This window comes from Nonomuraea sp. MTCD27, from assembly GCF_041950495.1.
Classification (GTDB): Bacteria; Actinomycetota; Actinomycetes; order Streptosporangiales; family Streptosporangiaceae; genus Nonomuraea.
Genome location: NZ_JBGNUW010000018.1, coordinates 103,342 through 129,818, shown reverse-complemented (window position 1 = coordinate 129,818; position 26,477 = coordinate 103,342). Strand labels below are relative to the sequence as shown.

Here is a 26,477-nt window from a genome sequence, read left to right as displayed (position 1 = left end):
GAGCAAGGTGATGACGGCCGAGCAGGTGGCCGCCTCCGTGGAGAGCGGGATGACGATCGGCATCGGCGGGTGGGGCTCGCGCCGCAAGCCCATGGCCCTCGTCCGGGCCCTCCTCCGCTCCCCCGCCCGCGATCTCACCGTCGTCTCGTACGGCGGCCCGGACGTGGGCATGTTGTGCGCGGCCGGGAAGGTGCGCAGGGTCGTGGCCCCGTTCGTGACGCTGGACTCCATCCCCCTGGAGCCGCACTTCAGGAAGGCCCGGCAGGCCGGGGAGATCGAGTTCACGGAGTACGACGAGGGCATGTTCATGTTCGGGCTGCTGGCGGGCGCGCACCGGCTGCCGTTCCTGCCGACGCGGGCGGGGACGGGGTCGGACGTCATGCGGGTCAACCCGGAGCTGCGGACGGTGCGGTCGCCGTACGGGGACGGGGAGGAGCTGGTGGCGGTGCCGGCGCTGACCACCGACGTGGCGCTCGTCCACCTGAACCGGGCCGACGCCCGGGGGAACGCGCAGTACCTGGGCCCCGACCCGTACTTCGACGACCTCTACGCGAAGGCGGCCGGGCGGTGCTACGTGTCGTGCGAGCGGATCGTGGACACGGCCGACCTGCTGAAGGAGGGGCCGGTGCAGTCGTTGCTGATCAGCCGGTCGATGGTGGCCGGCGTGGTGGAGGCGCCGGGCGGGGCCGGGTTCACCTCGTGCGAGCCGGACTACGGGCGCGACGAGGCGGCGCAGCGGCGGTACGTGGAGACCCCCTGGGAGGAGTTCCGTGAGCAGGGCTGACGTTTGCGTGGTGGCGTGCGCGGAGGCGTTCAGGGGCGACGGGGAGATCCTCGCGGCCGGGATCGGCGGGGCGATCACGGTGCTGGCGGCGCGGCTGGCGCGGCTGACGTTCGAGCCGGAGCTGCTCACGCACGACGGCACCTGCCTGCTCACCGGCGACGTGCCCGGCCTTGGGGAGGCGCCGGAGGTGGTGGAGGGCTGGCTGCCGTTCCGCGAGCACCTGTGGCTGGTGCTGAACGGCCGCCGGCACGTCATGCTCGGGGCCAGCCAGATCGACCGGTACGGCAACACGAACATCTCCTGCGTCGGCGACTGGGCGCGGCCCAAGGCGCAGCTGCTGGGGGTGCGCGGGGCGCCGGGGAACACGCGGTGCGACCCGACGAGCTACTGGATCCCCCGGCACTCGACCCGGGTGTTCGTGCCCGAGGTGGACATGGTCAGCGGGCTCGGCACGGACCGGGGGGCGTACGAGCTGCGGCGGGTGGTGACGGATCTGGCCGTGCTGGACTTCGGCTCGCCTGATGGGGGCATGCGGCTGGTGTCCGTGCATCCGGGGGTGAGCGTGGACGACGTGGTGGCGGCCACAGGGTTCGAGCTGAGCGACGTTTCCGGAAATGTCGCCCAGACACGGGAGCCGACCGCCGAGGAGCTCCGCGTCCTCGACCGGCTCGACCCCGGCCGCCTGCGCGACCGCGAGGTTGCGGCGTGAGGACCGCGCTGACCGCGCTGGTGGGCTGCCGGCATCCCATCGTGCAGACCGGCATGGGATACGTCGCGGGCGCCCGGCTGGCGGCGGCCACCTCGGCGGCCGGCGGCCTGGGCGTGATCGGCGCGGCCACCATGTCGGTGCCCGAGATGACGGCGGCGATCCGGCGGGTCAAGGAGCGCACGGACGCGCCCTTCGGGGTGAACATCCGCGCCGACGCCGACGACGCGGCCGAGCGGATCGAGGTGATGGTCAGGGAGGGCGTGCGGGTGGCGTCGTTCGCGATGGCGCCGCGCCGGGAGCTGATCGCCCGGCTCAAGGACGCGGGCGTGCTGACCGTCCCGTCGGTGGGTGCGCGCCGGCACGCGGAGAAGGTGGCGGGCTGGGGCGCGGACGCGGTGATCGTGCAGGGCGGAGAGGGCGGCGGGCACACCGGCCCCGTGTCCACCACGCTGCTGCTGCCGCAGGTGGTGGACGCGGTGGACATCCCGGTGATCGCGGCCGGGGGGTTCTTCGACGGGCGCGGGCTGGTGGCGGCGCTGGCGTACGGGGCCTGCGGGATCGCCATGGGCACCCGTTTCCTGCTGACCAGCGACTCGCCGGTGCCCGACGAGGTGAAGAAGTTCTACCTGGCGGCGAGCGAGACGGTGGTGACGCCCAACGTGGACGGGGTGCCGCACCGGGTGCTGAGCACGCCGTTCGTGGCCTCGCTCGAACGGTCGCGGCTGGTCAGGGCCGTGGTGAACGGGGCCAGGTTCAAGCGGCTGTCGGGGTTGTCGTGGCGGTCGATGGTCCGCGAGGGGCGGCGCATGCGGCGGGGACGCGAGCTGACCTGGGCGCAGGTGCTCCAGGCGGCGAACACGCCGGTGCTGCTGCGGGCGGCCATGGTGGAGGGGCGGGTGGACCTGGGGGTGATGGCCTCCGGGCAGGTGGTGGGCGTGATCGACGACCTGCCGTCCTGCCGGGAGCTGATCGAGCGTGTGATCGCGGAGGCGGACTCGGCCCTGGCCCGCCTGCCCGGCCGATCACCGAGTTGACCTCAAGTCCGATTGAGGTAGCAGGCTGGTCGCGACACCGATGAGGGGAGACCAGCATGCGAGCAGTACAGGTGACGCGGTTCGGCGGGCCGGAGGTCCTGGTGGCCGCGGAGGTGCCGGATCCGGTCGCCGGGCCGGGGCAGGTCGTCGTGGGCGTCGAGGTGGCCGAGATCAACTTCGTGGAGACGCAGCTGCGGCGCGGGATCACCCCCGGGCCGCCGCTGCCGGAGCCGCCCTACGTGCCCGGCGGCGGCGTGGCCGGGCGGGTGGTCGCGGTGGGCGAGGACGTGGATCCGGACTGGAAGGGACGGCGGGTGACGGTCTCCACGGCCTCCGGTCGCGGCGGCAACGCGGAGCTGGCCGTGGCCGAGGCGGGCGGGCTCGTCGAGGTGCCGGACGGGCTGGGGTTGCCGGAGGCGGCGGCCCTGCTGCACGACGGCGGCACGGCGGTGGGGCTGGTCGACCGGGCCGGGATCCGCGCGGGCGACTGGGTGCTGGTCGAGGCCGCCGCCGGCGGGCTGGGCAGCCTGCTGGTGCAGCTCGCGCTGGGCGCCGGGGCGCGGGTGGTCGCCGCCGTGGGGAGCGGGCCGAAGGCGGAGCTGGCGCGGGAGCTGGGGGCCGAGGTGGTGGTCGACTACACCCGCGACGGCTGGACGGACCTCGTACGGCGCGGGACCGGCGGGCGGGGGCCCGACGTGGTCTTCGACGGGGTCGGCGGGCCGATCGGGCGGGCGGCGTTCGAGGTCACCGCGCGGGGCGGCACCTTCTCCGTCCACGGGGCCTCCAGCGGTTCGGCCACGACGATCGATCCGGCCGAGGCCGCGGGCCGGGGCGTGACGGTGATCGGGCTCGACCAGCTGTTCGGCCTGTCGGAGCCGGACGGGGCGCGGCTGCGTACGGAGCGGGCGCTGGCGGCCGCCACGGCGGGGCGCATCAGGCCGGTCATCGGGCGCACGTTCCCCCTGGAGCGGGCGGCCGACGCCCACGCGGCCATGGAGGCCCGGGCGGTGCCCGGCAAGACGCTGCTGACGCTCTGACGTAACAGCTAGAGAACGGTGATGCCGCGGGCGGCGAGGATGGCGTTGGCCTGCGTCTGGTTGATGATGGCGCCCGCGAACGCGCGCAGCTTGGCGTCGTCCGGCTCGCCCAGGTCCGCCCCGCGCAGGTCCGCCTTGTGGAACTTCGTCTGCAGCAGCCGCGTGCCGATGAGGCGGCAGTCGCTGAGCGTGGCCTCGGTGAAGTCGCAGCCCGACAGGTCCGCGTCGTCGAAGCGGACGCCCTCGATGACCTCCTTGCGCAGCGAGCAACCCCCCAGGTTGGCCAGGGTCAGGTTGGAGCGGGTCACCCTGAAGCCGGTGCCCCGGGAGCCGGTCAGGACGGCGCCGATCATGCGGCAGCCCGTGAACGAGGCGTCCGTCAGCAGTGCCCCGGCGAACTGGGCCGACGACAGGTCCACGTCGGTGAAGGTCGCGTCGATGAGGTCGGCGTCGTTGAACCTGGTCCGCATCCCGCCGCCGCCCGCGAACACCGCGCCGTCGAGGTCGGCCCTGCGGAAGTCGGTCTGGTCCAGCACGCAGGACTCGAAGCGGGCCCCCGCCAGCGAGGCGCCCCACAGGTCGGTCTCCGTCAGGTCGCACTCGCGCAAGACGTGCTCCTCGCCGGGCGGGAGCCGGTCGGCCAGCGCTTTGCGGGAGAGGTCCTCGCCGTCGAAGTTCACGGTCTCAGAGACTACCGGTCAGCAACTCCGCCGCCGCCTGGCCGCAGACCCTGGCCGAGCCGTACGTGGCGACGTGCAGGGCGCCCAGGTCCGAGCGGGCGGGCAGGCCCATCTCCACCACCACGGCGTCCGGCCGGGCGCTGAGCAGGTGCCGCAGGGCCTCCGACTGCCAGGCGTGGCGGTGGACGTCCCTGACCACCACGACCAGCGGGTGACCGGCGGCTCCGCCGATCAGGCGCTCCAGCTCGGAGCCCGTGGCCTGCCCGGCCGTCAGGCGGGTGACCACGGTTCCGGGGCGCAGGCGGCTCAGGGGCTCGCCGACGCCCCACGGGGTGTTCCTGTCGATGGCCAGGTTCATCTCGGGGGCCAGCTCCACCACGTGCGGCGCGGCCTCCAGCGGCAGCACGGGCGTGGCGGAGCGGCGGGTGACGCGGATCGCCCGGCGGGCCGCGGCCAGGCCGATGCCGCCGTCCGCGGGAGCCGGGCTGCCCGAGGAGGCGGCCCACGCGGCCAGCTCGCGGACCCTGCGAGCGGCGTCGGCCAGCCGTTCCTCGGGCAGCAGCCCCTCGGTCACCGCCGCCGCGATCGCGTCGCGGATCCCGGCCGCGGTGGCCTCGTCGGCCCGCTCGCCGCCGACGCAGATCGCGTCGGCGCCGGCGGCGATGGCGCGGGCGGAGGCGCCCCCGATCCCGTGGGCCTCCGACACCGCGGCCATCTCGATGCCGTCAGTGATGATCATTCCGTCGAACCCGAGCTCCTCCCGGAGCAGCCCGGTGAGCACCTTGGGGCTGAGCGTGGCGGGCCGCTCGGCGTCGTACGAGGGCACGAGGAGGTGCCCGGTCATGACCGCCTTGACCCCCTCCGCGATCGCCTCCCGGAAAGGGAGCAACGCGTCCTCGATCCCGCTCTCGGCGACGACCGGCACCCCGTGGTGGGAGTCCACCGAGGTGTCCCCGTGCCCGGGGAAGTGCTTGGCGCAGGCGGCCACCCCGGCCGACTGCAGCCCCCGGACGAACGCCCTGGTATGCCGGGCGACCAGCTCCGGCTCGGCGCCGAAGGCCCGCAGGCCGATGACCGGGTTGTCCGGGTTGGAGTTCACGTCGGCCGAAGGCGCGAAGTCGATCGTGATGCCCGCCCTGGCCAGGTCCCCGCCGAGGTCGGCGGCCAGCGACTCGGTGAGGTCCACGTCGTCCACGACGCCGAGCGCGTACCCGCCAGGGCGACTGCTGCCGGTGGCCACCTCCAGCCTGGTGACCTCGCCCGACTCCTCGTCGGTGCCGACGAGCACCGCGGGGTTCTCGGCGCGCAGCGCGGCGGTCAGCCGGGCCACCTGGGCCGGGCCGGCGATGTTGCGCGAGAACAGCACCACGCCCGCCAGCCCCTCGCCGAGCCGGCGTCGGATCCAGTCGGGGGGCGTCTGTCCCGGGAAACCGGGGAAAAGGACGGCGTCGGCGAGGCGAAGCAGGTCACCGCTCAGGGGCATGCCCCGAAATCTAATAGGAAAGTTTCCTATTTGCTAGAGGTATTTTCTGACGTCAGCCCGCTCCCCTTGGTGACGAACTCCGCCACCGTACGCACCGGAGCCCCCGGATTGTCCACGAAGTCCACCGCGCGGAACGCCACCCGCAGCTCCTCGCCACTCACCGTGCACGACAGGTAACCGCGGTGGTCGTCGAAGAACTTCAGATGCGGGTTGGCGGCCAGCACGGCGGGACCGTCGGTGGCCGGGGGCATGCTGGTGATCGACGTGCCCACGAACTCGGCCCCGACGACGGCCGAGCCCGGGTCCAGGAAGTCGGCCTTCAGCTCCCCGGCCCAGGCGTTGTGCACGTCACCGCTGAAGACGGCCAGGCCGGGCGCGTTCGCCGCCAGGATGCGCGAGCGCTGCGCCTGGTGACCGTCCCAGGAGTCGCCGCGCAGGTTCGGGGCCGGGCCGGGCACGAAGCGGCGGGCGAAGAACAGCGGCTGCACCAGCAGGCGCCACCTGACCGGGCTGGTGACCAGCCGCGAGAGCAGCCACTGCTCCTGCGCGGCGCCGAGCATGGTCGTGGCGTCGCGGTGCTGGCGCACGTCGAGCACCATGAAGTCGGCCACCGTCCCGTACGTCCGCCTGCGATACATCTGCAGGTTCCCGCCCTGCGGCCGCACCCGGATCGGCAGGTTCTCGTAGTACGCCTGGTAGGCCGCGTCCCGGCGCCTCAGGAACGCCGCCGACCCGTCCCCCCTGCCCCGGTAGTTGTCGAGCACCTCGTGGTCGTCCCAGGTCGGCACCCACGGCGCGGCGGCATGCGCGGCCTGCAGGTCGGGGTCGGTCTTGTAGCGGGCGTAGCGCTGGCGGTATTCGTGCAGCCGGCTCGTCTCACCGGGCAGCGGCCCGAGCGGTCGCACGACGCGGGCCGACTGGCGGGACTCGTAGATGTAGTCGCCGACGTGGAAGACGACGTCCGGCCGCTCGGCCGCCAGGTGCCGGTAGGCGGTGTAGAAGCCGTGCTCGTAGCGCTGGCAGCCGGCCACCGCGAACCGCACCGGCCGGGCCGACTCCGGGTCGTCGGCCGTCCTGGTGCGCCCCACGGGGCTCTGCCCGCCGCTCGTCCTGAACCGGTAGAAGTAGTCGGTGCCCGCCTTGAGCCCGGACACCCTGACGTGCACGCTGTGCGCCCAGGCCGGCAACGCCTGGGCGGTCCCCTGACGCAGGCCCTGCGTGAAGCGCTCGTCCTCGGCCAGCTGCCAGCTCACCTCGACCGCCCGCGGCGCCATGCCACCCGGCCGGGCGGGGTCGGCGCTCAGGGGGTTGACCGCCAGCCGGGTCCAGAGCACCACACCGTCGGGCAGCGGCTCGCCGGAGGCGACGCCGAGGGTGAACGGATTCGCCATACCCTCATGGTGCCGCCTGGGCGGGGGGAGCGAGGCGCTCGATGACGGTGACGTTCGCCTGTCCTCCGCCCTCGCACATGGTCAGCAGGCCGTACCTGCCTTCGGTGCGCTCCAGCTCGTGCAGGAGCTTGACCGCGAGGACGGCGCCGGTCGCGCCGAGCGGGTGGCCGAGGGCGATGGCGCCGCCGTTCGGGTTGACCTTGGCGGGGTCCGCGCCGGTCTCCTTGGTCCAGGCCAGCACCACCGAGGCGAACGCCTCGTTGATCTCGATCGCGTCGAAGTCCTCGATGGACATGCCGGTCATGCCGAGCGCGTGCACGGTGGCGGGAATCGGGGCGGAGAGCATCATGATCGGGTCGTCGCCGCGCGCCGACAGGTGGTGCACGCGGGCGCGCGGGGTGAGGCCGTGCTCGCGTACGGCGCGGGGCGAGGCGACGAGCAGGGCGGCGGCGCCGTCGGAGATCTGGGAGGCCAGGGCGGCGGTCAGCCGGCCCCCATCGGTGAGGGGCTTGAGTGCGGCCATCTTCTCGCGGGTGGTGTCCCGGCGGGGACCCTCGTCCGTGGTGGCGCCCTCGTAGGGGGCGATCTCGCGGCGGAAATGTCCGGCGTCGATGGCGTGCAGCGCCCTTCGGTGCGACTCGTACGCGTACCGCTCCATCTCCTCCCGCGAGAGGTCCCACCGGGCGGCGATCATCTCGGCGCCGGCGAACTGCGAGACCTCCTGCGTGCCGTACCGCTCGGCCCAGCCCTTGGAGCCCCCGAAGGGGGTCTCGTGCCCGAGCGGGCGGCCCGCGAGCATCGCGGAGGAGATGGGGATCATGCTCATGTTCTGCACTCCCCCGGCCACCACCAGGTCGTTCGTGCCGGACAGCACGGCCTGGGCGGCGAAGTGCAGCGCCTGCTGGGACGAGCCGCACTGGCGGTCGATCGTGACGCCCGGCACCTCCTCGGGCAGCCCGGCCGCCAGCCAGCAGGTGCGGGCGATGTCCCCGGCCTGCGGGCCGATCGTGTCCACGCAGCCGAACATCACGTCCTCGACGGCCGACGGGTCGGCATCGGCCCGGTACATCAGCTCCTTGAGCACGTGCGCGCCGAGGTCGGCGGGGTGGGCTCCGGCCAGGCCGCCGTTCCTGCGCCCCACGGGGGTGCGGACGGCGCCGACGATGTACGCCTCACTCATTACCGCATCGTAGCAAGCGCTTGGTCTAGCCGCTAATGCCGTATGAGCTGGCACAGTTAGGTGAACAAGCGATTGTCTGAGGGCTCATAATGGGGACGTGACCACGCGAAAGAACTCCGGCAGCACCACCACCCCGGCGAAGCGCCAGCGCGCCACCTCATCGGGGTCGGCGTCCGAGCGCCGTGACCACCTCGTCAAGCTCGCCGCGGAGCTCTTCGCGCGCAAGGGCTTCCAGGCCACGACAGTACGCGAGATCGCCGACGAGGCCGGCATCCTCTCAGGAAGTCTCTACCACCACTTCGACTCCAAGGAGACGATCGTCGACGAGGTGCTGTCCACCTTCCTCGACGACCTCATCGCCCGCTACCGCGCGGCCCTCGACACCAGCGCCGACGCCCGCACCGTGCTGTCGGAGATGGTCCGCATCGGCTTCGGCACGCTGGAGCCCCACCGCGCCGCCATCACGGTGATGCAGAACGACTGGAACTACCTGCGCCAGTTCGAGCGGTTCAACTACCTGGTCAAGGCCGAGGACGAGGTCGAGCAGATCTGGGTGTCGCAGATCAAGGCGGGGCAGGCCGCCGGGCTGTTCAGGTCCGACGTCGATCCGAAACTGACCTACCGGATGATCCGCGACACGATCTGGGTCGCGGTGCGCTGGTTCCGGCCCGGCGGCAGGCTCAACACGGCCGGGCTGGCCGAGCACTACATCACCGTGCTCTTCGACGGACTCGCCACGGGCGAGCGCACCACCCAAAAGGGATGAGCCTCGGCAAGGCGGTGCGCCTGGCTCTGCAGGAGGCGGCCGAGCCCGGCAAGGCCGAGGCGATGCGCGCCTACATGAAGTCCACGATGCCGTTCCTGGGTGTCCAGGCGGTGCCCAGGCGGGCGGCGCTGCGGAAGGTGTTCGCCGAGCACCGGCTCGACACCGCGCCCGAATGGCGGCGCGCGGTGCTGACGCTGTGGCGGGAGGCCGAATACCGCGAGGAGCGGTACGCGGCCATCGAGCTGTCCGGCTACCACTTCTACCGGGAGTTCCAGACCCTCTACACCGTGCCGATGTACGAGGAGATGATCGTCTCCGGGGCCTGGTGGGACCTGGTGGACGAGCTGGCCACGCACCGGGTCGGCGCGCTGCTGGCCACGTTTCCGGACTCGATGCGGCCGCTCATGCTGGAGTGGGCGCACGACGGGGACCTGTGGAAGCGGCGGACGGCAATTCTGTGCCAGAACCGGTTCAAGGGGCGTACGGATACGGCGTTGCTGTATGCGTGCATCGAGCCGAGCCTGTCGGACAACGACTTCTTCGCCCGTAAGGCTATTGGGTGGGCGTTACGTGAATACGCCAAGACGAATCCGGGCGAGGTGCTGCGCTATGTCAAGGCCAAGGGGATCTCGGGGCTGAGCCGGCGCGAGGCGCTGAAGAACGTCCCGGTCACCACCTGATCGCCCTGCGGGCTCTCGCGGCGGGCGGTCCGGGGGTGCGGGTGATCCTCAGCGGGTCCACAAAGCGTCCTGGACGGCCTGGACCAGGGCCATCAGCTCCGGGGTGACGTGCTCTCCCGACCAGGCCAGGGCGTAGGTGATGCGGAGCTCGCCCGCGTCCAGCGGCACGAACCGGACGTCGTCCCGGCGGATGCTGCGCACCAGGAGCTGCGGGATGGGCAGCAGGCCGGCACCGGCGGCCACCAGGTCGAGCGCCGCGGCGAAGTCGTCGTCGGCCACCAGGCGGGGGCGGCCCGGCAGACCCGGCCACGGGCGGTTGGCCGGGGTGAGCAGCACCTGGCCGCCCAGCTCGTCCGCAGTCACCCGGGGCCTGGACTCCAGCCGGTGCCCGACCGGGACGGCCAGGTGGTCGACGGTGACGTGGAACCTGGCCGCCGTGACGAACTGGGCGGGCGCGGGCGTGGCCAGGATCGCCGCCGACACCTCGCCGTCCGCCAGCGCCCGCACCGCGGCCCCGCGCCCGGCCGCCCGCAGCTCCACGCCGACGGACGGGGTGCGGCCCGCCAGCCGCCTGACGATGCGCGCCGCCAGCGTGCCGACGATCGGTGGATAAGCGAGGTGAATGGTCGGCCTGGCCAGCCGGGCCGCTTCGGCGGTGAACGACCGGGCCGACTCGATCACCTGCTCCGCGTACGCCAGCAGCGCCTTGCCCTCCCCCGTGAGCCGCACCTCCCGGGCGGTCCGCTCGAACAGCCTGATCCCGGCGGCGCGTTCGAGGCGGGTGATGGCCTGGCTCATGGCGGGCTGGGACATCCCCAGGTCGGCGGCGGCGGCCGAGAAGCTGAGCCGTTCGGCGACCCTGGTGAAGCAGTGGATCTCCCGGAGCATAAGCAGCATCAATACATGATGCATGACTTCCCGGGTAGTCGGCACGATTCGAGCGACCTGATCGATATCGAGGGAGCCGAAGAAGATGTCCTCATTCCCCAAGTCCACCGTGCTCGGATACCCGCGGATCGGGCCGCGGAGGGAGCTGAAGCGGGCGCTGGAGTCGTACTGGGACGGGCGGTCGACCCGGGCGGAGCTCGACCAGGTGGGCGCCGAGCTGCGGGCCCGGACCTGGCGGCGGCTGGCCGAGCTCGGGCTGGAGGGGCTGCCGTCGAACACGTTCTCGCTGTATGACCAGGTGCTGGACACCGCGGTGCTGCTCGGGGCGGTGCCGTCGCGCTATCGGGACGCCGGCGACCCCTACTTCGCGATGGCCCGGGGCACCGAAGGGCTGGCGCCGTTGCGGATGACGAAGTGGTTCGACACGAACTACCACTACATCGTGCCCGAGATCGGGCCGGAGACCGTGTTCAAGCTGGACGCGAGCAAGCCGCTGGGCGAGGTGCGGGAGGCTCGGGCCCTGGGGTACGAGACGCGGCCGGTCGTGGTGGGGCCGGTGACGTTCCTGCTGCTGGGGTCGGCGCTGGAGCGGCTGGACGAGGTGCTGGGCTGCTACGAGGAGCTGCTGTCCGCGCTGGCCGCCGAAGGGGTGGCCTGGGTGCAGCTCGACGAGCCGGCGCTGGTGGGCGACCGGACGCCGGAGGAGCTGGCCGCCGTGCGGAGCGCGTACGAGCGGCTGGGGGCGCTGAGCGCGCGGCCCGCTCTCTTCGTGGCCTCGTACTTCGGCGACCTCGGGGAGTCGCTGCCGGCGCTGGCCGGGACGCCGGTGGAGGCCCTCGGCCTCGACCTGGTCCGGGGCGCCGTGCCCGGCACCGACCTGACCGGGAAGACGGTGGTCGCGGGGGTCGTGTCGGGGCGGGACGTGTGGCGGACCTCTCCTGAGCGTGCGCTGGCCGCCCTGGGTGCCGTACGGGCCGCGCACGTCGTCGTGAGCACCTCGTGCTCGCTGCAGCACGTGCCCTACACCGTCGCGGACGAGCCCGATCTCGATCCGGAGCTGAAGGGGCGGCTGGCGTTCGCGGAGGAGAAGGTGGCCGAGGTGGTGGCGCTGGCGGGCGCCGACTTCCGGGGAACGGCGCCGGCCGGGCCGTCCGTGGCGTTGCCGGGGCCGGTGGTGCGGGAGGAGCGCGGCCCGTACGCGGTCCGGGCCGCCGCGCAGGCCGAGCACCTGCGGCTGCCCGCGCTGCCGATCACCACGATCGGCTCGTTCCCGCAGACCGGCGAGCTGCGCGCGGCCCGCGCCGCGGTGGCGGCCGGCACGCTGCCGCAGGCGGACTACGAGCGGCAGGTCGAGGCCGAGATCGAGCGGGCGATCCGGGTGCAGGAGCGCCTCGGGCTCGACGTCCTCGTGCACGGGGAGCCGGAGCGCAACGACATGGTGCAGTACTTCGCGGAGCACCTCGACGGGTTCGCGGTCACCAGGAACGGCTGGGTGCAGTCGTACGGGTCCCGCTGCACCCGCCCGCCGATCCTGCACGGCGACGTGAGCCGTCCCGAGCCGATCACAGTGCGGTGGGCGACGTACGCGCAGTCGCTCACGGACCGGCCGGTCAAGGGCATGCTCACCGGCCCCGTCACGATCGTGGCCTGGTCGTTCGTGCGGGACGACCTGCCGCTGCGCGACGTGGTGTTCCAGGTGGCCGACGCCGTCGGGGAGGAGGTACGGGACCTGGAGGCGGCCGGGGTGTCGATCATCCAGGTGGACGAGCCCGCGCTGCGCGAGCTGCTGCCGCTGCGACGGGCCGGGCAGGCCGACTACCTGGAGTGGGCGGTGGCGGCGTACCGGCGGGCCACGTCGGGGGCGAGCGACCGTACGCAGATCCACACCCACCTGTGCTATTCGGACGCCGACCAGATCCTGGCCGCCATCGACGGCCTGGACGCCGACGTCACGACGATCGAGTCGGCGCGGTCGGGGGCGCGGATCCTTTCCGCCGTGTCCACGTTCGGGCGGGGACTCGGGCCGGGCGTCTACGACATCCACTCGCCTCGCGTGCCCTCGGAGGGCGAGGTGGAAGGGCTGTTGCGCAGGACGGTGGAGGTGTTGCCGGTGGAGCGGGTCTGGGTGAATCCGGACTGCGGGCTGAAGACCCGGACGTATGAGGAGGTCGAGGCTTCGCTGGCGAACGTGGTGGCGGCCACGCGTCGGCTGCGGGCCGAGCTCGGAGCCTGATACGCCTCGGAGCGGCGGTCAGCCTGGTGGGCGTCGCCGGGCGGGCGGTCAGTCGGGGGGCGAGGACGAGGCCGCGTGGTGGTGGTGGTGGTCGGCGACGCGGGTCAGGAGCCCGACGAGTTGCTCGCGTTCGGTGGCGGTCAGGGACGCGAGCAGTTCGTCCTGGGCGCCGGAGATGAGGCGGTCGAGCTCCTCCAGGTGCCGGGTTCCCTCCGGGGTGACGGTGACGATGTTGCGCCGCCGGTCGCCGGGATCGGGACTGCGCTCGACCAGACCTCGTTCCGCCAGCTGGTTCACGGTCGCCACGATGTCGCTGCGGTCGATGCCGGTACGACGCCCCAAGGAGGCCTGGCTGGCCGGCCCGAACTCCGCCAGCGCGGCCAGCAGCGCGTAGTGGTAACGGCGTGCTCCGATGGCGGCGAGCGCCTGGTCGACGAGCCGGTTGCCCGACATGGCGACGTGACCGATCAGGCGGCTCGGCAGGCCACGCAGCCTGCTCGGAACGATCTCCTCGGCGTTCTCCACGCCCACAAACCTACCAACGGTGTTGGCGTGCCCAACAATCTGACCTATAGTTGGCCGTGCCAACATTGGCACAGCCAACAAATCGGGAAAGGCCCATGACCATGTCAGATGACCGCGGAGACATCACCCAGCTGATCTACCGGCTCTACGCCTGCATGGACGAGGGGCGCTTCGACGACCTGCGATCGGTGTTCGCCGACGAGATCACCGTCCGGACTCCCGGCGGACTCGCCGAGGGGCCGGACGCCGCGATCGCCCAGGCCGCACGCAACCACTCGACCGAGGAACGGATCCAGCACTTCGTCCACAACGCCCTCGTCGACGTGGACGCGGACGGTCGACATGCCGGCGTACGAGCGGACGTGATCGTGACCTTCAGCGCCGCCGCCGCGCCGGAGGGACAGCTGGCTCCGGAGCCTCGACGCACGCTCAGCGAGCGGTTTCGTTACGACGTGACCCGCTCGCCCGAGGGATGGCGCCTGTCGGGCGTCGACGCCACCCCCGTATGGGTCATCGAGAACCAGCCCCAGGACGCCGTCCCGGCCGGGCGCTGATCGGCGCCACGGTCGCGCCTCGTCAGGCGTAGCGCTCGGTGTACTCCTCGACCGTCAGGCCGAAGAGGAACTCGTCGTGATAGCGGCCGTTGGCGTAGTGACTCCTGCGCCGGCGGCCCTCCTCCACGAAGCCCATGCGCCGGTGCAGGGCCAGGGAGGCGTCGTTGTAGCTGTAGACCCACGCCTCGGCCTTCTGGAAGCGGCGCTCGAAGAACATGTAGCGGAGCAGCAGGACGATCGCCTCGCCGGCGTAGCCCTTGCGGTGGTGCGGGGTGCCGACGGAGATCCCGTACGCGAAGGTGCCGTGGACGCGGTCGATCTGGTGGGTGTTGATCGAGCCGACCGCGGCGTTGTCTGCCTTGGTGGCGATGACCAGGGAGAACTTGTCGGGATCGAGCTCCTCCTCGGCCTGCTCGGCCGCCGCCTTCTTCGCCCGGGCGACCGAGTTGGGCGGGGTGAGCCGCCAGCCGCTGCGTACGGCGTCGGAGTCTTCGTCGAAGACCTGGAAGGCTTCCCAGTCCTCGGGTTCTTTGGCGCGCAGGCGGACGCGATCTCCTACCCAGGCCGATGTCGTCATGGGAGGGAGCCAAGCAGATCACGGTGTGGGGTCGCCAACGCTTTTCGGCACGCGACCGGCCCACCGTGTAGCCAGTCCGCGGGTGGGGGCGGGCTTTCCGGGGACCCGGCTACTCGAAGGTCCAGGGCAGGTGGGTGAGGGCCGCGTCGGCGTAGTGGCGGGGGCCCGTGCTCAGGCCGTACGCCAGGTCCTCGATCAGCGCGCACCTCGCGTAGAACAGCACCCTCGCCCGGTCCTCCTCCGTCACGTCGAACTCGTAGTGCGACAGTGTCAGCTCGAAGATCTCCGGGCCCAGGTCCCGGTAGATGAGGGCGAAGTCGTGGGCCGGGTCCGTGATGGCGGCGTCCGTCCAGTCGATGATGCCCGTGATCGAGTTCGTCCGGGTGTCCACCAGGACGTGTTCCGCGCCCAGGTCGTTGTGGCAGAAGCGCAGCGAGCGGGGCTCGTCCGGCGGGGTGTCGCGCAGGAAGCGCTCCACCAGCGGGCGCTGGTCCTCCGGGACGTGGCGTTCGACGTCCCGGTAGTCGAGCTCGGCGTCCTGCAGGAGCGTCGGCGCGGGGTAGACGTCCAGCGGCGCGAGCTCGCGCATCCGGCCGGGGGCGGCGCCGTGGATGGCGCTGAGGAAGCCGCCGAGCGGGCCGGCCAGGCTCCTGAGGTCCAGGTCGAGGCCCAGGTCCAGAGCCACGCCGGGGCCCAGGACGCCGGCCAGGTGCTGGTTGAGGGGCTCTCCGGGGAGCTTGCGGTACGCGATCGCACCGGACTCGTCGTCGGCGAAGACGACTTCGGGAACCGGCAGCGGGGACAACTCCCTGACGGCCGCCAGGCGGGCGACCTCCTGCCGGCTCGACTCGGGGTCCACTACTTTGTTCCGCCGGATCAGCAGCTCGCCGTTGACCTCGTACACGTCGTTGTCGAGGCCGTGGCCGAGGCGGCTGATGGAACGCACCCGGTAGTCGGGTAAGTGGCGGGCCAGCAACGCGCGGATGTCGCCAGTCACACTCCGCACCCTAAGCCCGGCATGTCCGGCGTGCGACCTATTTCAGTGCTCCCGAGGTCAGACCGGACTGTATCTGGCGCTGGAAGACGGTGTAGATGATCAGCATGGGCAGGATGGCCAGGGTGAGGGCGGCGAACAGGGCCGACCAGTCCTGGTCGTATCCGGCGGCGGTGGAGATGTCGGCGATGCCCATGGTGAGGACCCACTTGTCCCGTTCCTGGAGCAGGATCAGCGGCAGCTGATACTGGTTCCACTGGCCCAGGATGTTGAAGATCGTGATGCTGATGATGCCCGGCCTGGCCATCGGCAGCATGATCTGGAAGAAGACCCTCGTGTGGGACGCCCCGTCCACCATCGCGGCCTCCCCCACCGCCGTCGGCAGCGTGCGGAAGAAGGCCGACAGGAAGAAGACGGTGAAGGGCATCGAGTACGCGATGTAGACCAGAACCAGCCCCGCGTGCGTGTTCAGGCCGATGAACGGGCCGATCACCGGGAGGTTGCCCATGTTCTGGACGACGAAGAACAGCGGGGTCAGCGCCAGGTAGACGGGGAAGGCCAGGCCCGAGACGAACAGCAGGTAGATCGCACGGTTGCCGCGAAAGGGGTAGCGGGCCAGCACGTACGCCGCCATCGACCCGATGAGCATCGTCCCGAACGTACTGAACGCCACAACGATGACGCTGTTGAGCATGTACTGCCCGATGTGCGCCTGCTCCCAGGCCCTGGCGAAGTTGTCCCACCGCAGCGAGGCCGGCAGCGACCACGCGTCGCTGAAGATCTCGTCCTCGCTCTTGACCGAGGCCAGGAACGTCCACAGGATCGGGACCATCACGAGCAGGGTCCAGATCAGCAGGGCCAGGTGGGTCAGCACGCCGAGGGGGCCGAGACGGCGTCTGCGCTCCTCGCGGGCGATCTTCCGCGAGTTCGCCGCCGTCCACGAGATCATCGTTGTCATCAGTACTCGATTCGTTCGCGCCGGGACAGACGCAGCGAGAGGATCGCGAAGCCGACGGTGAAGAAGAACATCACCACGCCCAGGGCCGAGGCGTAGCCGAAGCGGAAGTGCTCGAAGGCGCTGCGATAGATCTCGGCGGCCATGACCGTGGTCGACCGGTCGGGCCCGCCGTGCTGGAGGGTCATCACCCACACGATGGCGAACACGTCCAGGGCCAGGATGCCCAGGTAGACCCAGGCCACCTGCACGGTGTCCCAGAGGAGCGGCAGCGTGATGCGGAAGAACAGGCTGATCCGGCTCGCCCCGTCGATCTGCGCGGCCTCGAACATGTCCTTGGGGATCGAGGCCAGGCCGGCCGAGAACAGCACGACGTAGAAGCCGACCGCCTGCCAGACCATCACCGCCAGCACCGACCAGAACGCCACGTCCCGGTCGGAGAGAAAACCGATCGGCCCCATCCCGAGGGCCATCAGCGGGCCGTTCAGCATGCCGCTGCCGTCCGGCCGGAACACCTGCTGGAACAGCACCGCGACCACGGCCACGGCCAGGACCTGCGGGAAGAAGAAGATCACGCGGTAGAACTTCGACCCGCGGATCCCCGTCACGCCCTGCGGCCCGCCCACGTTGAGGAGGAAGGCGAAGAACAGGGCGATGACGATCGTGATCAGCGGCAGCAGCACGAGCAGGGCGCCGTTGTGCATGACGGCCTGCCAGAAGACGTTGTCGTTGAAGAGCCGCTGGAAGTTCTCCAGCCCGATGAACCGGGGCGTCGCCGTCACACCGCGCCAGTCGGTCAGCGCGATGTAGAACGCCTGGATGTACGGGGAGATCACGTAAACCAGGTAGAGAATCACCGGGGCTGCCAGGAACGAGGTGATGAACAGCCCACGGCGATACCTGTTGAAGATCATGTGCGCTTGTACTTCTTGATCGAGGAGTCGTTCTTGATCTCGTCGGCCTTCTTCTGGATGCGCTCGAGGTACTTGTCCGGGGTCAGGCCGCCGGACATGAGCTCACCGGTGGCGGCGATGGCCTCGTCCTTGAGCGGGCCGTACCAGTTGAACCAGCGGTAGTAGACGGTGTTCGTCCCCGCGTCGGCGACCGCCTTCGAGGCACTGGTGACGCCCGGGGAGATGTCGCGGCCCTCGGTGGCGCCCTTGACCACGGTCATGGTGCGGACGAGCGCGCTGAAGTCGCCGGCCGCCTTCTTCGACAGCATGGCCCGCAGGTATTCCATGCCGGCCTGTGGGTGGGCGCTCCGGGCCGAGACGATGAAGTTCTCGCCGGGCTGGGTGTGCAGGGTGCCGTACGGCATCTTGTCGGAGCCGGTGACGTCGGGGATCGGGAACATGCCGTACTCGAAGTCGGCCGGGGTGGTGGTCTTCTGCTCGTTCTCCAGCCAGGAGCCGGAGGGCAGCATGGCCACCTTGTACTTGTTCTGGGCGGTCTGGGTCTGCACGTGGTCGAGGCCGGTGGTGCCCTCCATGAGGTATTTGGCGCCCACCTCGGCCCAGGCCGTGGCCGCGGTCTTCATGGCCTCGCTGGTCCAGGCGCCGTCCTCGAGGTTGTCGATGTTGACCAGCACCTCGTTGCCGCCGACCTTCGCGGCCATGGTGAGCAGCGGCTCGTAGAGGTACTGCGGGAACTTGCCGGCGTAGGTGAAGGGCGCCATCTTGCCGGACTTCTTGATGGTCTCGCACAGCGCCAGGAACTCGTCCCAGGTCTTCGGGATCTGCCAGCCGTTGTCCCGGAACACCTTCTGCGAGTACCAGATGCCGTGGATGTAGTTGACGTACCCGAGGACGCTGAACTTGCCCTCGTACATGCCGATGTCGATGACGGACTGGTCGATGGTGTCCCTGACCTTGGTGTTCGGGTCGTCCCACGAGGGGGCGTCGAGCAGCGGGGTCAGGTCCTGCAGCTGGCCGTCCTGGGAGAGGGCGCCGAAGTCCATGAAGTTGGCGCCGGAGTTGTCGATGACCTCGGGCGGGTTGCCACCGGCGAAGCGCGGCTGGAGGACCTTGGTGATCTCCTTGGTGGCGTTGTGCTTGATCTCGACGCCGGCGTACTTGCTCTTGAAGAGCGGCTGGTGGATGTTCTTGGCGTAGTCCTGGCCGAAGCCGCCGTCGAAGATCCAGACCTCCAGCGGCTTGCTGCCCACGCCGAAGGGGTTGGCCGCGCTGGTCGCGGCCGGGGCCGCCGAGCTCGATGCGGCCGGCGGTGCGGCGGGGGTGGCGCACGCGGCCAGCGCCCCTGCCACGGGCACGAGCGCGGCACCGCGGAGGAGCTCGCGCCTACTGAGGTGGGGGGTGTTAGGCATTATGACTACTCCTGACTGTTCATGATCCGCGCCTGATGCGCCCTGCGTAGCGGCTCTCCAGCGCCTTGTTGTGCTCGTCGCCGCCGGTCACGTTCGCCGACAGGTAGATGGGAGGCGTCTCGCCGAGCGCGACGAGCTCGTCCACCGCCTCGGTGACCACCATCTGCGCGAGCAACGCGGAGGTGATCGTGGAAACCGCACCGTAGCTGCCGCCGCCCGGCAGGTCGAGGATGGCGTCGCCGTACGGCGCGCCGTTGTCCAGCACCACGTCGGCCAGGTCGAGCAGCTTGCGGCCGGACGGGTGGCGCGAGGTCATGCGGGTGCTGTGCTCGACCGAGGTGATCGCGATCAGCCGGTGGCCGCGGTCCTTGACGATCCCGGCCAGCTCGACGACCGTGCCGTTCACGCCGGAGCTGGAGACCAGCACGAACACGTCCTCCGGCGCGACCGGGGCCAGGTCGTAGATCTGGTGCGCGACCGTCGGGTCCCGCTCCAGCTCCGGGGTGAGCACGCTCGCGGGCCGCCCGCCGTACAGCACGAGGTCCCTGGGGGTGAGGCGGTTGCTCGGTACGAGACCGCCGGCCCGTCCGGCGATCTCCATGGCGATGGCCTCGGAGTGCCCGGAGCCGAAGGCGTTGACCACGCCTCCCGCCCGGATCGAGGTCACGATGAGCGCGGCCGCCCGGCGTACCGGCTCGGCCTGGCGCTCCGCGACCTGATGTGCCAGATCGAGGACCTTGGATGCGTACGTCATTCAGCCTCTCTCCACCCGGTGGCTCTCCACGGCGCTGATCGTGCGCTCGAATGCCTCGTTCGTCCGCTCGTAGGTGCGTTGCGCGACCGCCACGTACACCGCGTCCAGCACGAAGACCTGCGAGTGGACGGCGGCCAGCCCGCCGAGCCGGAACGTGGTCTCCCTGCTGGCGGTGGTCAGCACCAGGTCGGCCAGCTCCGCCAGCGGCGAACGGGCGAAGGAGGTGACGGCCACCGTCAGCGCGCCGTGGCTGCCCGCCTCGGCGAGCGCCTCCATGACCTCCCGCGTACGGCCCCGGTGGCTGATGCCGATGGCCACGTCGCCCGCCTTCAGCAGCGCCGCCTCCGACAGGGCCACGTGGGCGTCGCCCGCGCTCCAGCCCGGGATGCCGATGCGGCGCAGCCGCCCTTCGAGCATCGTGGCGACGTCTCCGCTGGTGGAGACGCCGACGAGGAGCACCCGCGGCGCGGCCACGATGGCGTCGGCCACCCGGGCGACGACGTCGAGGTCGAGCTGGGCGGCGGTGTCCTGGATCAGCCTGGTGTCGGCGGCGGCCATCACCTCGATGGCCGCGTCGAGCGGGTCGTCGGGGCCGATCTCGTGCCCGACGCCCGCGCCCCAGCCCGCCTGGGCCGCCCGGCCGGTCTCGGTCGCCAGGGCGACGCGCAACTCGGCGTAGCCCGAGAAGCCGAAGGCCCGGCAGAACCTGGTCACGGTCGCGGGCGAGCTGCCCGCGCGTTCGGCCAGGGCGATGATGGTCGACCGCGCGGCCTCGGCCGGGTCGCCGAGAATCACCTCGCCGACCCTGCGCAATGCCTCCGGCAAACCGGGTAGTTCCGTTTCGACGCGCCCGAGGGCTCCTGAAGTCACGAATATTCCTTCCGAATACCCGGTCTTCTGGCGAAAATTATTCTTGCTTCCCGGCTGCGTCAACCCCCAGACTCGGACCGTGATGCAATCGCTAGTGGTTGGTGTCGATGCCGGTGCCACATCGACGCGGATCGCCGTCCACACGCTCGACGGCACGCGGGTGGGCTACGCCCGCAGCGTGGCGGGCAATCCGAGCGCCCACGGGGTGGCCAAGGCGGTGGCGGCCTTCGACGCGGCGCTGGCGCAGGCGCTCCCGCCGGGCTCGGGGAGCCGGGTGGTCGCATCGCTGGCCGGGGTGGCGGGGCACGTCGAGGAGATGGCGCCCGAGGTCACGAAGGTCTGGGCCGCTCACGGGATCGCCAACGCTCCTCGGTACGTGGGCGACGTGCCGATCGGCTTCGCCGCCGGCTCCCCCGACCCTGACGGGTCCTTGCTGCTCTCGGGCACGGGCGCGGTGGCGGCCCGGCTGGTGGGCTACGAGCAGGAGGTGCTCGCTGACGGGCTGGGCTGGCTGCTCGGCGACGCCGGGTCCGGCTTCTGGATCGGGCGCGAGGCGGCCAAGGCGGTGGTCCACGCCCTGGACCGCGGGATGCCCGTGGCGGCCGTGACCCCGGGCGCGCCGGTCGAGGCCGCCGGCCCCGAGCGGGGCGCCCGCGCGGACGGCGCCGCGGGAGGAGTGCTGGCGAGGCTCGTCGGGGCGCACTTCCTCGGAACGGAGCGGCCCGCCACGCCGCGGGCCGCCGCCGACCGCATCGTCCGGCTGGCGCAGGCCGACCACATGCGGCTGGCCGCCCTGTCCTCGCTGGTCAGCGAGGCGGCCGTGGCGGGCGACCCGCTGGCGGTCAAGATCGTGCACGAGGCCGCCGACCATCTGGTGGCGACCCTGCGCCGGGTGCACGTGTCAGGTCCCGTGGTGCTCGCCGGGAGCGTACTGACCAGTGACGGCCCTGTGCGGCGGGCCGTCACCGAGCTTCTGGGCAGCGAACGGATCACGACGGCCGGCGACGCGGCGGGCGCGGCGGCCTGGCTGGCCGCCCGCGACCTGCTGTCGGAGGCCGACGCCCGCGCCCGCCACGCCGCCTTCACCGCCGGCCGCTAGTGAGCCGGTTATGCGATGAGGGAGGCCTGCTGGAGTGATGGCGGACAGCAGACTCGAACCGCTGGTGTCATCGCAGCAGAGCGGCGGACGCTGAAGGGCTGGGCTCGGCGGCGTTCGACCACCCAGGGGCCGGCCTTGCGGGCCGGGGTCGTGCCGGCCTGCGCCGAGGGAGGTAACTGCGTGGCACGACCAGCACGGTGCGCTATCGGCGGGCGATCGGGTCCCCAGGTGCTGAGAGATGCGCAGTAGGTAGCCGTCCGGATCCTGCACCGCGAACCGGCGCACGCCCACGGCGTCGACGGTGCGATTGATCCCGAGCCCGTAGGGGTAGTCCCAGCTCCGCGCGCGGGCAGAGACGGTCCCGGCTCAACGGCTGCTCCAGCATCAGGTCCGCCCCACCACGTTCCAGGTAGGCAAGTCGAGACACCTCATCACAGCAAGTGCGCCCGCCTGGGGCGTTCACCCGTCTGACCGGCCAGCCCGCCACCCGATCGCTGATCGCCTGCCACCGCTGGCCGGGCTCAGGGTTTGCTCGTCCACCGGGTCACGCAACGTCGCCCGACAGCAGCTTGCTCCAGACCTCCATCGCCTTGGCGACCCGGCCGCGCGCGGTCTCGTGGACCTCAACCGTTCCGTTCCGCAACCGGGTCCTGCGGATGAAGTATTGGCCGCCGGACGAGCACAGCTCGTAATAGGGGTTCTGGCAGTCGCAGGTGTAGTCCCGGATGCGTGCGGTCTGGCCTTCCCGTAGGCGCTCCCATTGCAGTCGGGTGAAACCCGGGCGGGGCTTTGGTACGTGGGCCGAGTGGTACCGGTCGTCGTCTGGAACCGGTGGGGGTTCGATCATGCGGCCAACCGTAGATCTGGTCGTCTCGCCTTGTCTACATGTAGAGAGCACTCTGTCTAAATGGACAGAACGATATGAGAACTCTCTCCCGTCTTCGCCTATGTTGCCTACGTGCTCGACTACGAAGGGGACACCCACGTCTACATCCAGATCGCGAACATCCTGCGGGAAAGGGTCGCCGGCCTTCCGTCCGGCAGCCCGGCGCCCAGTGAGGCGGAGATCCAGCAGGAGTTCGGGGTCGCCAGAACCACCGCCAGGCGGGCGGTTCGCCTGCTGCGGGAGGAGGGGCTCGTCTACACGGTTCAGGGGGAGGGCGCCTTCGTCGGGCAGCCGGCGGGAGCGCCGCGCCAGAAACGGAAAATGCCGCTCTACCAGCAGATAGCGACAGAGATCACCGATCAGATCAAGGCCGGAGAACTCCTACCGCGACGCCCCATACCCGGCGAGACGGCACTGGTGAAGCGGCACGGCGTGGCGCGCGAGACGGTGCGGCGGGCCATGGCGCTCCTCCGGGAGCAGGGCTGGATCTACACCGTCGCGCAGCGCGGCAGTTACGTCTCGCCGAAGGAGTCGTGGCCCAACTCCTGACTTTGCCTGCCTGCTCGTATCGATACGTCTACGCTATGAGCATGCTCGACCGCGATGGCCCGACGCCCATCTACGTACAAGTCGCCGAGATGATCCACGAGCGGATCACCAGCGGGGAGTTGCGGACCGGCGACCCCGTGCCGAGTGAGACGGCTCTGGAGGCGGAGTTCGACATCGCGCGGACCACCGCGCGCAACGTGGCCCGGGAGCTGCGCCGGCGGCAGCTCGTCCACACCGTTCCGGGCGAGGGGACGTTCGTGGGGCCGCTCGGCGTGCCGCGGACGAAGCCGACGCGGGCGGTGCACGCGATCATCGCCAGAGACCTCATCGCCCGGATCACCCGCGGCGAGCTCCGGCCGAACCGGGCGATCCCCAGCGAGAAGGCGTTGATGCGCCAGTACGGGGTCGCCAAGGTCACGGCCCGGCAGGCCGTCTCGCATCTGCGGGACAGCCGCTGGGTCTTCACCGTGCCCAGGCGGGGCACCTTCGTGTCCGACCCGGAGGACTGGCCCGAGACCTCGCTCAGCCCTTGACCGCCCCCGCCGTCATCCCCGTGCCGACGCGGCGCTGCAGGAACAGGAACAGCAGCAGCGCGGGCAGCGCGAACAGGCTGGCGGCGGCCATGGTGGCGCCCCAGTCCGTGCCGAACACGTCCCGGAACGACGACAACCACACGGGCAGCGTCCGCTTGTCCTGATCCTTGATGATCAGCACGTTGACGAACGCGAACTCGTTCCACGCCGTGATGAACCCGAACAGCGAGGTCGCCATCAGCCCCGGCGCCAGCAGCGGGAACACCACCCGCCGGAACGCCACGACCCGGCTGCACCCGTCCACCTGCGCCGCCTCCTCCAGCTCCAGCGGGATGGCGGCCAGGAACCCGCGCAGCGTCACGATGGTGAACGGCAGCGTGATCATGAAGTAGACCCCGGTCAGCATCGCCAGCGAGTCCAGCAGCTCGGTGTCGCGGGCGATGATGAACACCGGCACCAGCAGCGCCTCCCACGGCGCCATCTGCGCCGCGAACACCGCCACCACGAACGCGCCCCGGCCCCGCCACCGCATCCTGGCCACCGCGAACGCCGCCAGCAGCGCCACCACCAGCGCGATCAGCACCGCCGCCACCGTCACCAGCAGGCTGTTGCGCCAGTAGGTCCAGAAGCCCGGCGCGTTGATCGCGGTGACGAAGTGGTCGAGCGTGGGGTCGCCGGGCCAGAACGTCGGGGTGTCCGCCTGGATGTCCCTGGTCGGCTTGAACGCGGTCAGGAACATCCAGTAGACCGGGAAGATCGTCGTCACGAGCACGGCGACCGCCGCGGCGTTGAGCATGAGCCTCTTCACGAGCGCACCATCCGACGCAGGTTACTGATCAGGGCGACGGCCAGGATGACCACCGTGAGCATGGCCACCGCCGAGCCGAGGTCGTAGCGGTGCAGCACGCGGGCGATCTTGAACGCGTACACGGGCAGGGTGGTCGTGGCGCCGTCGGGCCCGCCCTGGCTGAGCACCCAGATCTGCGGGAAACACTTGGCCACCCAGATCACCTCCAGCGAGGCGACCAGCGCGAACAGCGGCCTGAGCATGGGGAAGGTGACCTTCCAGAACACCTGCCAGCCGGTCCCGCCGTCGATCCTGGCCGACTCGAACAGCTCCGTGGGGATCGTGGTCAGCCCGGCGTAGAGGGTGAGCGCGGCGAACGGCACCGACTGCCACACGACCAGGATCACGAGTACGGCGAACGTGGCCGTGCCGTTGGCGAACCAGGTGTAGCCCTGGAAGGAGTCGAAGCCGAGGGTGACCAGCAGCCAGTTGACCACCCCCAGCTCCGACTGGAACAACCACTGGAACACGGTGGTGGCCGCGATGATCGGGGTGGCCCAGGCCAGCGCCAGGGCGCTCATCAGGGCCAGGCGCAGGCCGCGGCGCAGGCGCGGCAGCATCAGGGCGACGCCGGTGGCCAGCACCACGATGAGCACCACGTTGATCGCGGTCCACACGACCGTGCGCAGCAGCACCTGCCAGAACTCCTCGCCGGTCAGGAGCTCCTCGTAGTTCTCCAGGCCGACGAGCGTCGCCCCGCCCCTGATCAGCTCGCCCATCCGGAAGTGCTGGAACGAGATCACCGCCGCCTTGAGCAGCGGGTAGAGCAGGAGGAAGGCCCCGCCCGCCACCGTGGGCGCGATGAGCAGGTAGGGCCAGGGCGAGCGGTCCCTTCGCCACATCAGGATCCGCTGTTCAGGGTCGTGGTGATCGTCTCGGAGACCTTCTTCGCCTCCGCCGCCGGGTCCGCGCCGGTGAGAACGGCGGTCATGTACTGCTTGATCACGGAGGTGGCCTCCACGGCGGCCCAGTTGGGGGTGTTCGGGGTGGCGCGGCCGTTGGCGGCGCCGGTGGCCATGGCGGCGGTGCCCTCCTCGCCGGAGAGCACGCCGGCCAGCGAGGTACGGTTCGGCACGAAGCTCATGGCCTTGGCCAGCTCGGTCTGGAACTGCTCCCCCGCCAGCGCCTTGACCAGCTCGTACGCCTCGTCCTGGCGCTTCGAGGCGGCCGGGATGATCAGGTCGGAGCCGCCGGTGAAGACGGTGCCCGGCTTGTCGGCGGTCTTGCCCGGGATGGGGAAGAAGCCCATCTTGTCCTTCAGCTTGGCGTCCACCTCCAGGACGCGGGCGGCGACTCCGGGCACGGCGATGATCTGGGCGACCTTGCCCTGCGCGAAGACCTCGTGCTGGGGCGGGTTGGCCTCGTCGGCGTCCTTGGGACCCTTGCCGAGGGCCTGCAGGCGCCGGTAGTAGTCCATGCCGGCCAGCGCCTGGGGCGTGTCGAGGGCGCCCTTCCACTTGCCGCCCTCCTGGACCGCCAGGTCGCCGCCCTCGTCCCAGACGAAGCCGGCGAGGGCGTACCAGGTCTGGCCGGTCAGGTAGATGCCCTGGTTGCCGTCTTTATTGAGCTTTGTCGTGATATCTAGCCACTCGTCCCGCGTTTTGGGCGGCTGCTCGATGCCGGCCTTCTCGAACAGGTCCTTGTTGTAGACCACCACGCGGTTGGCGGCGTACCAGGGGATCCCGTACTGCTTGCCGTCGATGTTGCCCGGCTGGGCCAGGCCCGGCAGCCAGTCCTCGCCCTTGAGGTCGGCCACCTTGGCGGTCAGGTCGGTGACGCCGCCGCTGGCCGAGTACTGAGCGACCTGGGTGTTGCCCACCTCGATCACGTCAGGGGCGTCCGTGCTGGCCAGGGCGGCGGTGACGCGCTCGCCGATGCCGTCCCACGCCTGGATCTGGAGGTCGAGGTCGATGCCCTGGTGCGCGGCCTCGTACTCGGTCTCGAACTTCTTCAGCAGTTCCTGGGTGACGCTGCCGTCCATGATCCAGACGGTCAGCTTCGTCGGGCCGGTCGCCTTGGGCTCCTCGGCGGCGGTGCCGCACGCGCCCAGCGCGAACACGGCCGCCAGGGCCAGGATGCGGTTCTTCATGGCGTTCCTTCTGGTGGGGGGTGCCCGCGCCCGCTGGTCGCGGGCGCGGGGCTTTCG

28 protein-coding genes are annotated in these 26,477 nt (G+C 71.0%); 11 read left to right on the top strand and 17 right to left on the bottom strand.

Annotated features, from left to right (window positions below; translation table 11 throughout):
• Window positions 1–10: 10 nt before the first annotated feature.
• The 4 genes from ACBJ59_RS42535 to ACBJ59_RS42520 are packed head-to-tail and all read left to right on the top strand — an operon-like array spanning window position 11 to window position 3,564.
• Complete coding sequence (locus ACBJ59_RS42535) at window positions 11–784, top strand: CoA transferase subunit A (protein WP_375115777.1); 774 nt, start codon at window positions 11–13, stop codon at window positions 782–784.
• Window positions 771–1,493 (top strand): CoA-transferase subunit beta, encoded by a 723-nt coding sequence (locus ACBJ59_RS42530; protein ID WP_375115776.1) that lies wholly within the window; start codon window positions 771–773, stop codon window positions 1,491–1,493. Before ACBJ59_RS42535 ends, ACBJ59_RS42530 begins: the two co-directional genes overlap by 14 nt.
• Window positions 1,490–2,527, top strand: a complete 1,038-nt coding sequence (locus ACBJ59_RS42525; protein ID WP_375115775.1) for an NAD(P)H-dependent flavin oxidoreductase — start codon at window positions 1,490–1,492, stop codon at window positions 2,525–2,527. Before ACBJ59_RS42530 ends, ACBJ59_RS42525 begins: the two co-directional genes overlap by 4 nt.
• 56 nt (window positions 2,528–2,583) lie before the next feature.
• A complete protein-coding gene (locus ACBJ59_RS42520; protein ID WP_375115774.1) occupies window positions 2,584–3,564 on the top strand; it encodes a zinc-binding dehydrogenase in 981 nt (326 codons plus the stop codon).
• Between the two features lie 8 nt (window positions 3,565–3,572).
• Here ACBJ59_RS42520 and ACBJ59_RS42515 read toward each other — a convergent pair whose 3' ends face one another.
• The 4 genes from ACBJ59_RS42515 to ACBJ59_RS42500 are packed head-to-tail and all read right to left on the bottom strand — an operon-like array spanning window position 3,573 to window position 8,298.
• Complete coding sequence (locus ACBJ59_RS42515) at window positions 3,573–4,244, bottom strand: pentapeptide repeat-containing protein (protein ID WP_375115773.1); 672 nt, start codon at window positions 4,242–4,244, stop codon at window positions 3,573–3,575.
• A 4-nt stretch (window positions 4,245–4,248) separates the two neighbouring features.
• Window positions 4,249–5,727 (bottom strand): glycoside hydrolase family 3 protein, encoded by a 1,479-nt coding sequence (locus ACBJ59_RS42510; protein WP_375115772.1) that lies wholly within the window; start codon window positions 5,725–5,727, stop codon window positions 4,249–4,251.
• Window positions 5,728–5,753: 26 nt separating this feature from the next.
• Window positions 5,754–7,118 (bottom strand): alkaline phosphatase D family protein, encoded by a 1,365-nt coding sequence (locus tag ACBJ59_RS42505; protein ID WP_375115771.1) that lies wholly within the window; start codon window positions 7,116–7,118, stop codon window positions 5,754–5,756.
• A gap of 4 nt (window positions 7,119–7,122) precedes the next feature.
• Window positions 7,123–8,298 (bottom strand): acetyl-CoA C-acetyltransferase, encoded by a 1,176-nt coding sequence (locus ACBJ59_RS42500; RefSeq protein ID WP_375115770.1) that lies wholly within the window; start codon window positions 8,296–8,298, stop codon window positions 7,123–7,125.
• Between the two features lie 97 nt (window positions 8,299–8,395).
• Between ACBJ59_RS42500 and ACBJ59_RS42495 the strand changes: the two genes are divergently transcribed.
• Together ACBJ59_RS42495 and ACBJ59_RS42490 are read left to right on the top strand one after the other, a co-directional pair.
• Window positions 8,396–9,064: a TetR/AcrR family transcriptional regulator gene (locus ACBJ59_RS42495; protein WP_364130287.1), complete on the top strand. Its 669-nt coding sequence runs from the start codon at window positions 8,396–8,398 to the stop codon at window positions 9,062–9,064.
• On the top strand, window positions 9,061–9,744 hold the full coding sequence (locus ACBJ59_RS42490) for a DNA alkylation repair protein (protein ID WP_364130284.1): 684 nt from the start codon (window positions 9,061–9,063) through the stop codon (window positions 9,742–9,744). The genes ACBJ59_RS42495 and ACBJ59_RS42490 overlap by 4 nt, the downstream gene beginning before the upstream one ends.
• A 48-nt stretch (window positions 9,745–9,792) precedes the next feature.
• Here ACBJ59_RS42490 and ACBJ59_RS42485 read toward each other — a convergent pair whose 3' ends face one another.
• Window positions 9,793–10,641 carry a LysR family transcriptional regulator gene (locus ACBJ59_RS42485; protein WP_375115769.1) on the bottom strand — a complete coding sequence of 283 codons (849 nt, stop codon included), beginning with the start codon at window positions 10,639–10,641 and terminating at the stop codon, window positions 9,793–9,795.
• 76 nt (window positions 10,642–10,717) lie between these two features.
• On the opposite strand from ACBJ59_RS42485, the gene metE reads away from it, so the two are divergent.
• Window positions 10,718–12,865: a 5-methyltetrahydropteroyltriglutamate--homocysteine S-methyltransferase gene (gene metE, locus ACBJ59_RS42480; protein ID WP_375115768.1), complete on the top strand. Its 2,148-nt coding sequence runs from the start codon at window positions 10,718–10,720 to the stop codon at window positions 12,863–12,865.
• 48 nt (window positions 12,866–12,913) lie between these two features.
• On the opposite strand, the gene ACBJ59_RS42475 is transcribed toward metE, so the two are convergent.
• Window positions 12,914–13,390 carry a MarR family winged helix-turn-helix transcriptional regulator gene (locus tag ACBJ59_RS42475; RefSeq protein ID WP_375115767.1) on the bottom strand — a complete coding sequence of 159 codons (477 nt, stop codon included), beginning with the start codon at window positions 13,388–13,390 and terminating at the stop codon, window positions 12,914–12,916.
• A 95-nt stretch (window positions 13,391–13,485) separates the two neighbouring features.
• Here ACBJ59_RS42475 and ACBJ59_RS42470 point away from each other — a divergent pair, with 95 nt between their 5' ends.
• Window positions 13,486–13,944: a nuclear transport factor 2 family protein gene (locus ACBJ59_RS42470; RefSeq protein ID WP_375115766.1), complete on the top strand. Its 459-nt coding sequence runs from the start codon at window positions 13,486–13,488 to the stop codon at window positions 13,942–13,944.
• 22 nt (window positions 13,945–13,966) lie between these two features.
• On the opposite strand, the gene ACBJ59_RS42465 is transcribed toward ACBJ59_RS42470, so the two are convergent.
• The 7 genes from ACBJ59_RS42465 to ACBJ59_RS42435 form a co-directional block, all read right to left on the bottom strand.
• Window positions 13,967–14,521, bottom strand: coding sequence for a GNAT family N-acetyltransferase (locus ACBJ59_RS42465; RefSeq protein ID WP_375115765.1), 555 nt, complete (start codon window positions 14,519–14,521; stop codon window positions 13,967–13,969).
• A gap of 109 nt (window positions 14,522–14,630) precedes the next feature.
• The gene (locus ACBJ59_RS42460) at window positions 14,631–15,518 is read right to left on the bottom strand and encodes a phosphotransferase family protein (protein WP_375115764.1); all 888 of its coding nucleotides are present in this window, start codon (window positions 15,516–15,518) and stop codon (window positions 14,631–14,633) included.
• Window positions 15,519–15,555: 37 nt separating this feature from the next.
• Complete coding sequence (locus tag ACBJ59_RS42455; protein ID WP_364130266.1) at window positions 15,556–16,473, bottom strand: carbohydrate ABC transporter permease; 918 nt, start codon at window positions 16,471–16,473, stop codon at window positions 15,556–15,558.
• Window positions 16,473–17,384: a carbohydrate ABC transporter permease gene (locus ACBJ59_RS42450; protein ID WP_375115763.1), complete on the bottom strand. Its 912-nt coding sequence runs from the start codon at window positions 17,382–17,384 to the stop codon at window positions 16,473–16,475. The genes ACBJ59_RS42455 and ACBJ59_RS42450 overlap by 1 nt, the downstream gene beginning before the upstream one ends.
• The gene (gene ngcE, locus ACBJ59_RS42445) at window positions 17,381–18,793 is read right to left on the bottom strand and encodes an N-acetylglucosamine/diacetylchitobiose ABC transporter substrate-binding protein (protein WP_375115762.1); all 1,413 of its coding nucleotides are present in this window, start codon (window positions 18,791–18,793) and stop codon (window positions 17,381–17,383) included. Before ngcE ends, ACBJ59_RS42450 begins: the two co-directional genes overlap by 4 nt.
• Window positions 18,794–18,812: 19 nt before the next feature.
• Window positions 18,813–19,547 carry a sugar isomerase domain-containing protein gene (locus ACBJ59_RS42440; protein WP_375115761.1) on the bottom strand — a complete coding sequence of 245 codons (735 nt, stop codon included), beginning with the start codon at window positions 19,545–19,547 and terminating at the stop codon, window positions 18,813–18,815.
• Window positions 19,548–20,417, bottom strand: coding sequence for a MurR/RpiR family transcriptional regulator (locus ACBJ59_RS42435; RefSeq protein ID WP_375115760.1), 870 nt, complete (start codon window positions 20,415–20,417; stop codon window positions 19,548–19,550).
• Window positions 20,418–20,499: 82 nt separating this feature from the next.
• On the opposite strand from ACBJ59_RS42435, the gene ACBJ59_RS42430 reads away from it, so the two are divergent.
• Window positions 20,500–21,516 (top strand): N-acetylglucosamine kinase, encoded by a 1,017-nt coding sequence (locus ACBJ59_RS42430; protein ID WP_375115943.1) that lies wholly within the window; start codon window positions 20,500–20,502, stop codon window positions 21,514–21,516.
• Between the two features lie 544 nt (window positions 21,517–22,060).
• On the opposite strand, the gene ACBJ59_RS42425 is transcribed toward ACBJ59_RS42430, so the two are convergent.
• The gene (locus ACBJ59_RS42425; RefSeq protein WP_375115759.1) at window positions 22,061–22,363 is read right to left on the bottom strand and encodes a hypothetical protein; all 303 of its coding nucleotides are present in this window, start codon (window positions 22,361–22,363) and stop codon (window positions 22,061–22,063) included.
• A gap of 111 nt (window positions 22,364–22,474) precedes the next feature.
• Between ACBJ59_RS42425 and ACBJ59_RS42420 the strand changes: the two genes are divergently transcribed.
• Window positions 22,475–22,951 (top strand): GntR family transcriptional regulator, encoded by a 477-nt coding sequence (locus ACBJ59_RS42420; protein WP_364130250.1) that lies wholly within the window; start codon window positions 22,475–22,477, stop codon window positions 22,949–22,951.
• 41 nt (window positions 22,952–22,992) lie between these two features.
• Entirely contained in the window at window positions 22,993–23,484 is a 492-nt protein-coding gene (locus tag ACBJ59_RS42415; RefSeq protein WP_375115758.1) for a GntR family transcriptional regulator, read from the top strand.
• Here the strand turns inward: ACBJ59_RS42415 and ACBJ59_RS42410 are convergent.
• Genes ACBJ59_RS42410 through ACBJ59_RS42400 form a run of 3 tightly spaced genes read right to left on the bottom strand, consistent with a single transcriptional unit; the run spans window position 23,474 to window position 26,420 of the window.
• Window positions 23,474–24,292 (bottom strand): carbohydrate ABC transporter permease, encoded by an 819-nt coding sequence (locus ACBJ59_RS42410; protein ID WP_375115757.1) that lies wholly within the window; start codon window positions 24,290–24,292, stop codon window positions 23,474–23,476. The genes ACBJ59_RS42415 and ACBJ59_RS42410 overlap by 11 nt on opposite strands.
• Window positions 24,289–25,173 (bottom strand): sugar ABC transporter permease, encoded by an 885-nt coding sequence (locus tag ACBJ59_RS42405; protein WP_364130242.1) that lies wholly within the window; start codon window positions 25,171–25,173, stop codon window positions 24,289–24,291. Before ACBJ59_RS42405 ends, ACBJ59_RS42410 begins: the two co-directional genes overlap by 4 nt.
• Window positions 25,173–26,420 carry an extracellular solute-binding protein gene (locus ACBJ59_RS42400; protein ID WP_364130239.1) on the bottom strand — a complete coding sequence of 416 codons (1,248 nt, stop codon included), beginning with the start codon at window positions 26,418–26,420 and terminating at the stop codon, window positions 25,173–25,175. The genes ACBJ59_RS42405 and ACBJ59_RS42400 overlap by 1 nt, the downstream gene beginning before the upstream one ends.
• Window positions 26,421–26,477: the final 57 nt, after the last annotated feature.

Excerpts from the sequence above, each read along its gene's own strand:
- ACBJ59_RS42405 (WP_364130242.1), bottom strand. The coding sequence starts at position 25,173 with ATGTGGCGAAGGGACCGCTCGCCCTGGCCCTACCTGCTCATCGCGCCC.
- ACBJ59_RS42470 (WP_375115766.1), top strand. The coding sequence starts at position 13,486 with ATGACCATGTCAGATGACCGCGGAGACATCACCCAGCTGATCTACCGG.
- ACBJ59_RS42490 (WP_364130284.1), top strand. The coding sequence starts at position 9,061 with ATGAGCCTCGGCAAGGCGGTGCGCCTGGCTCTGCAGGAGGCGGCCGAG.
- ACBJ59_RS42505 (WP_375115771.1), bottom strand. The coding sequence starts at position 7,118 with ATGGCGAATCCGTTCACCCTCGGCGTCGCCTCCGGCGAGCCGCTGCCC.
- ACBJ59_RS42520 (WP_375115774.1), top strand. The coding sequence starts at position 2,584 with ATGCGAGCAGTACAGGTGACGCGGTTCGGCGGGCCGGAGGTCCTGGTG.
- ACBJ59_RS42425 (WP_375115759.1), bottom strand. The coding sequence starts at position 22,363 with ATGATCGAACCCCCACCGGTTCCAGACGACGACCGGTACCACTCGGCC.
- ACBJ59_RS42500 (WP_375115770.1), bottom strand. The coding sequence starts at position 8,298 with ATGAGTGAGGCGTACATCGTCGGCGCCGTCCGCACCCCCGTGGGGCGC.
- ACBJ59_RS42510 (WP_375115772.1), bottom strand. The coding sequence starts at position 5,727 with ATGCCCCTGAGCGGTGACCTGCTTCGCCTCGCCGACGCCGTCCTTTTC.
- ACBJ59_RS42450 (WP_375115763.1), bottom strand. The coding sequence starts at position 17,384 with ATGATCTTCAACAGGTATCGCCGTGGGCTGTTCATCACCTCGTTCCTG.
- ACBJ59_RS42440 (WP_375115761.1), bottom strand. The coding sequence starts at position 19,547 with ATGACGTACGCATCCAAGGTCCTCGATCTGGCACATCAGGTCGCGGAG.
- ACBJ59_RS42465 (WP_375115765.1), bottom strand. The coding sequence starts at position 14,521 with ATGACGACATCGGCCTGGGTAGGAGATCGCGTCCGCCTGCGCGCCAAA.
- ACBJ59_RS42430 (WP_375115943.1), top strand. The coding sequence starts at position 20,500 with ATGCAATCGCTAGTGGTTGGTGTCGATGCCGGTGCCACATCGACGCGG.
- ACBJ59_RS42485 (WP_375115769.1), bottom strand. The coding sequence starts at position 10,641 with ATGCTGCTTATGCTCCGGGAGATCCACTGCTTCACCAGGGTCGCCGAA.
- ACBJ59_RS42400 (WP_364130239.1), bottom strand. The coding sequence starts at position 26,420 with ATGAAGAACCGCATCCTGGCCCTGGCGGCCGTGTTCGCGCTGGGCGCG.
- ngcE (WP_375115762.1), bottom strand. The coding sequence starts at position 18,793 with ATGCCTAACACCCCCCACCTCAGTAGGCGCGAGCTCCTCCGCGGTGCC.
- ACBJ59_RS42415 (WP_375115758.1), top strand. The coding sequence starts at position 22,993 with ATGCTCGACCGCGATGGCCCGACGCCCATCTACGTACAAGTCGCCGAG.
- ACBJ59_RS42535 (WP_375115777.1), top strand. The coding sequence starts at position 11 with ATGACGGCCGAGCAGGTGGCCGCCTCCGTGGAGAGCGGGATGACGATC.
- ACBJ59_RS42455 (WP_364130266.1), bottom strand. The coding sequence starts at position 16,473 with ATGACAACGATGATCTCGTGGACGGCGGCGAACTCGCGGAAGATCGCC.
- metE (WP_375115768.1), top strand. The coding sequence starts at position 10,718 with ATGTCCTCATTCCCCAAGTCCACCGTGCTCGGATACCCGCGGATCGGG.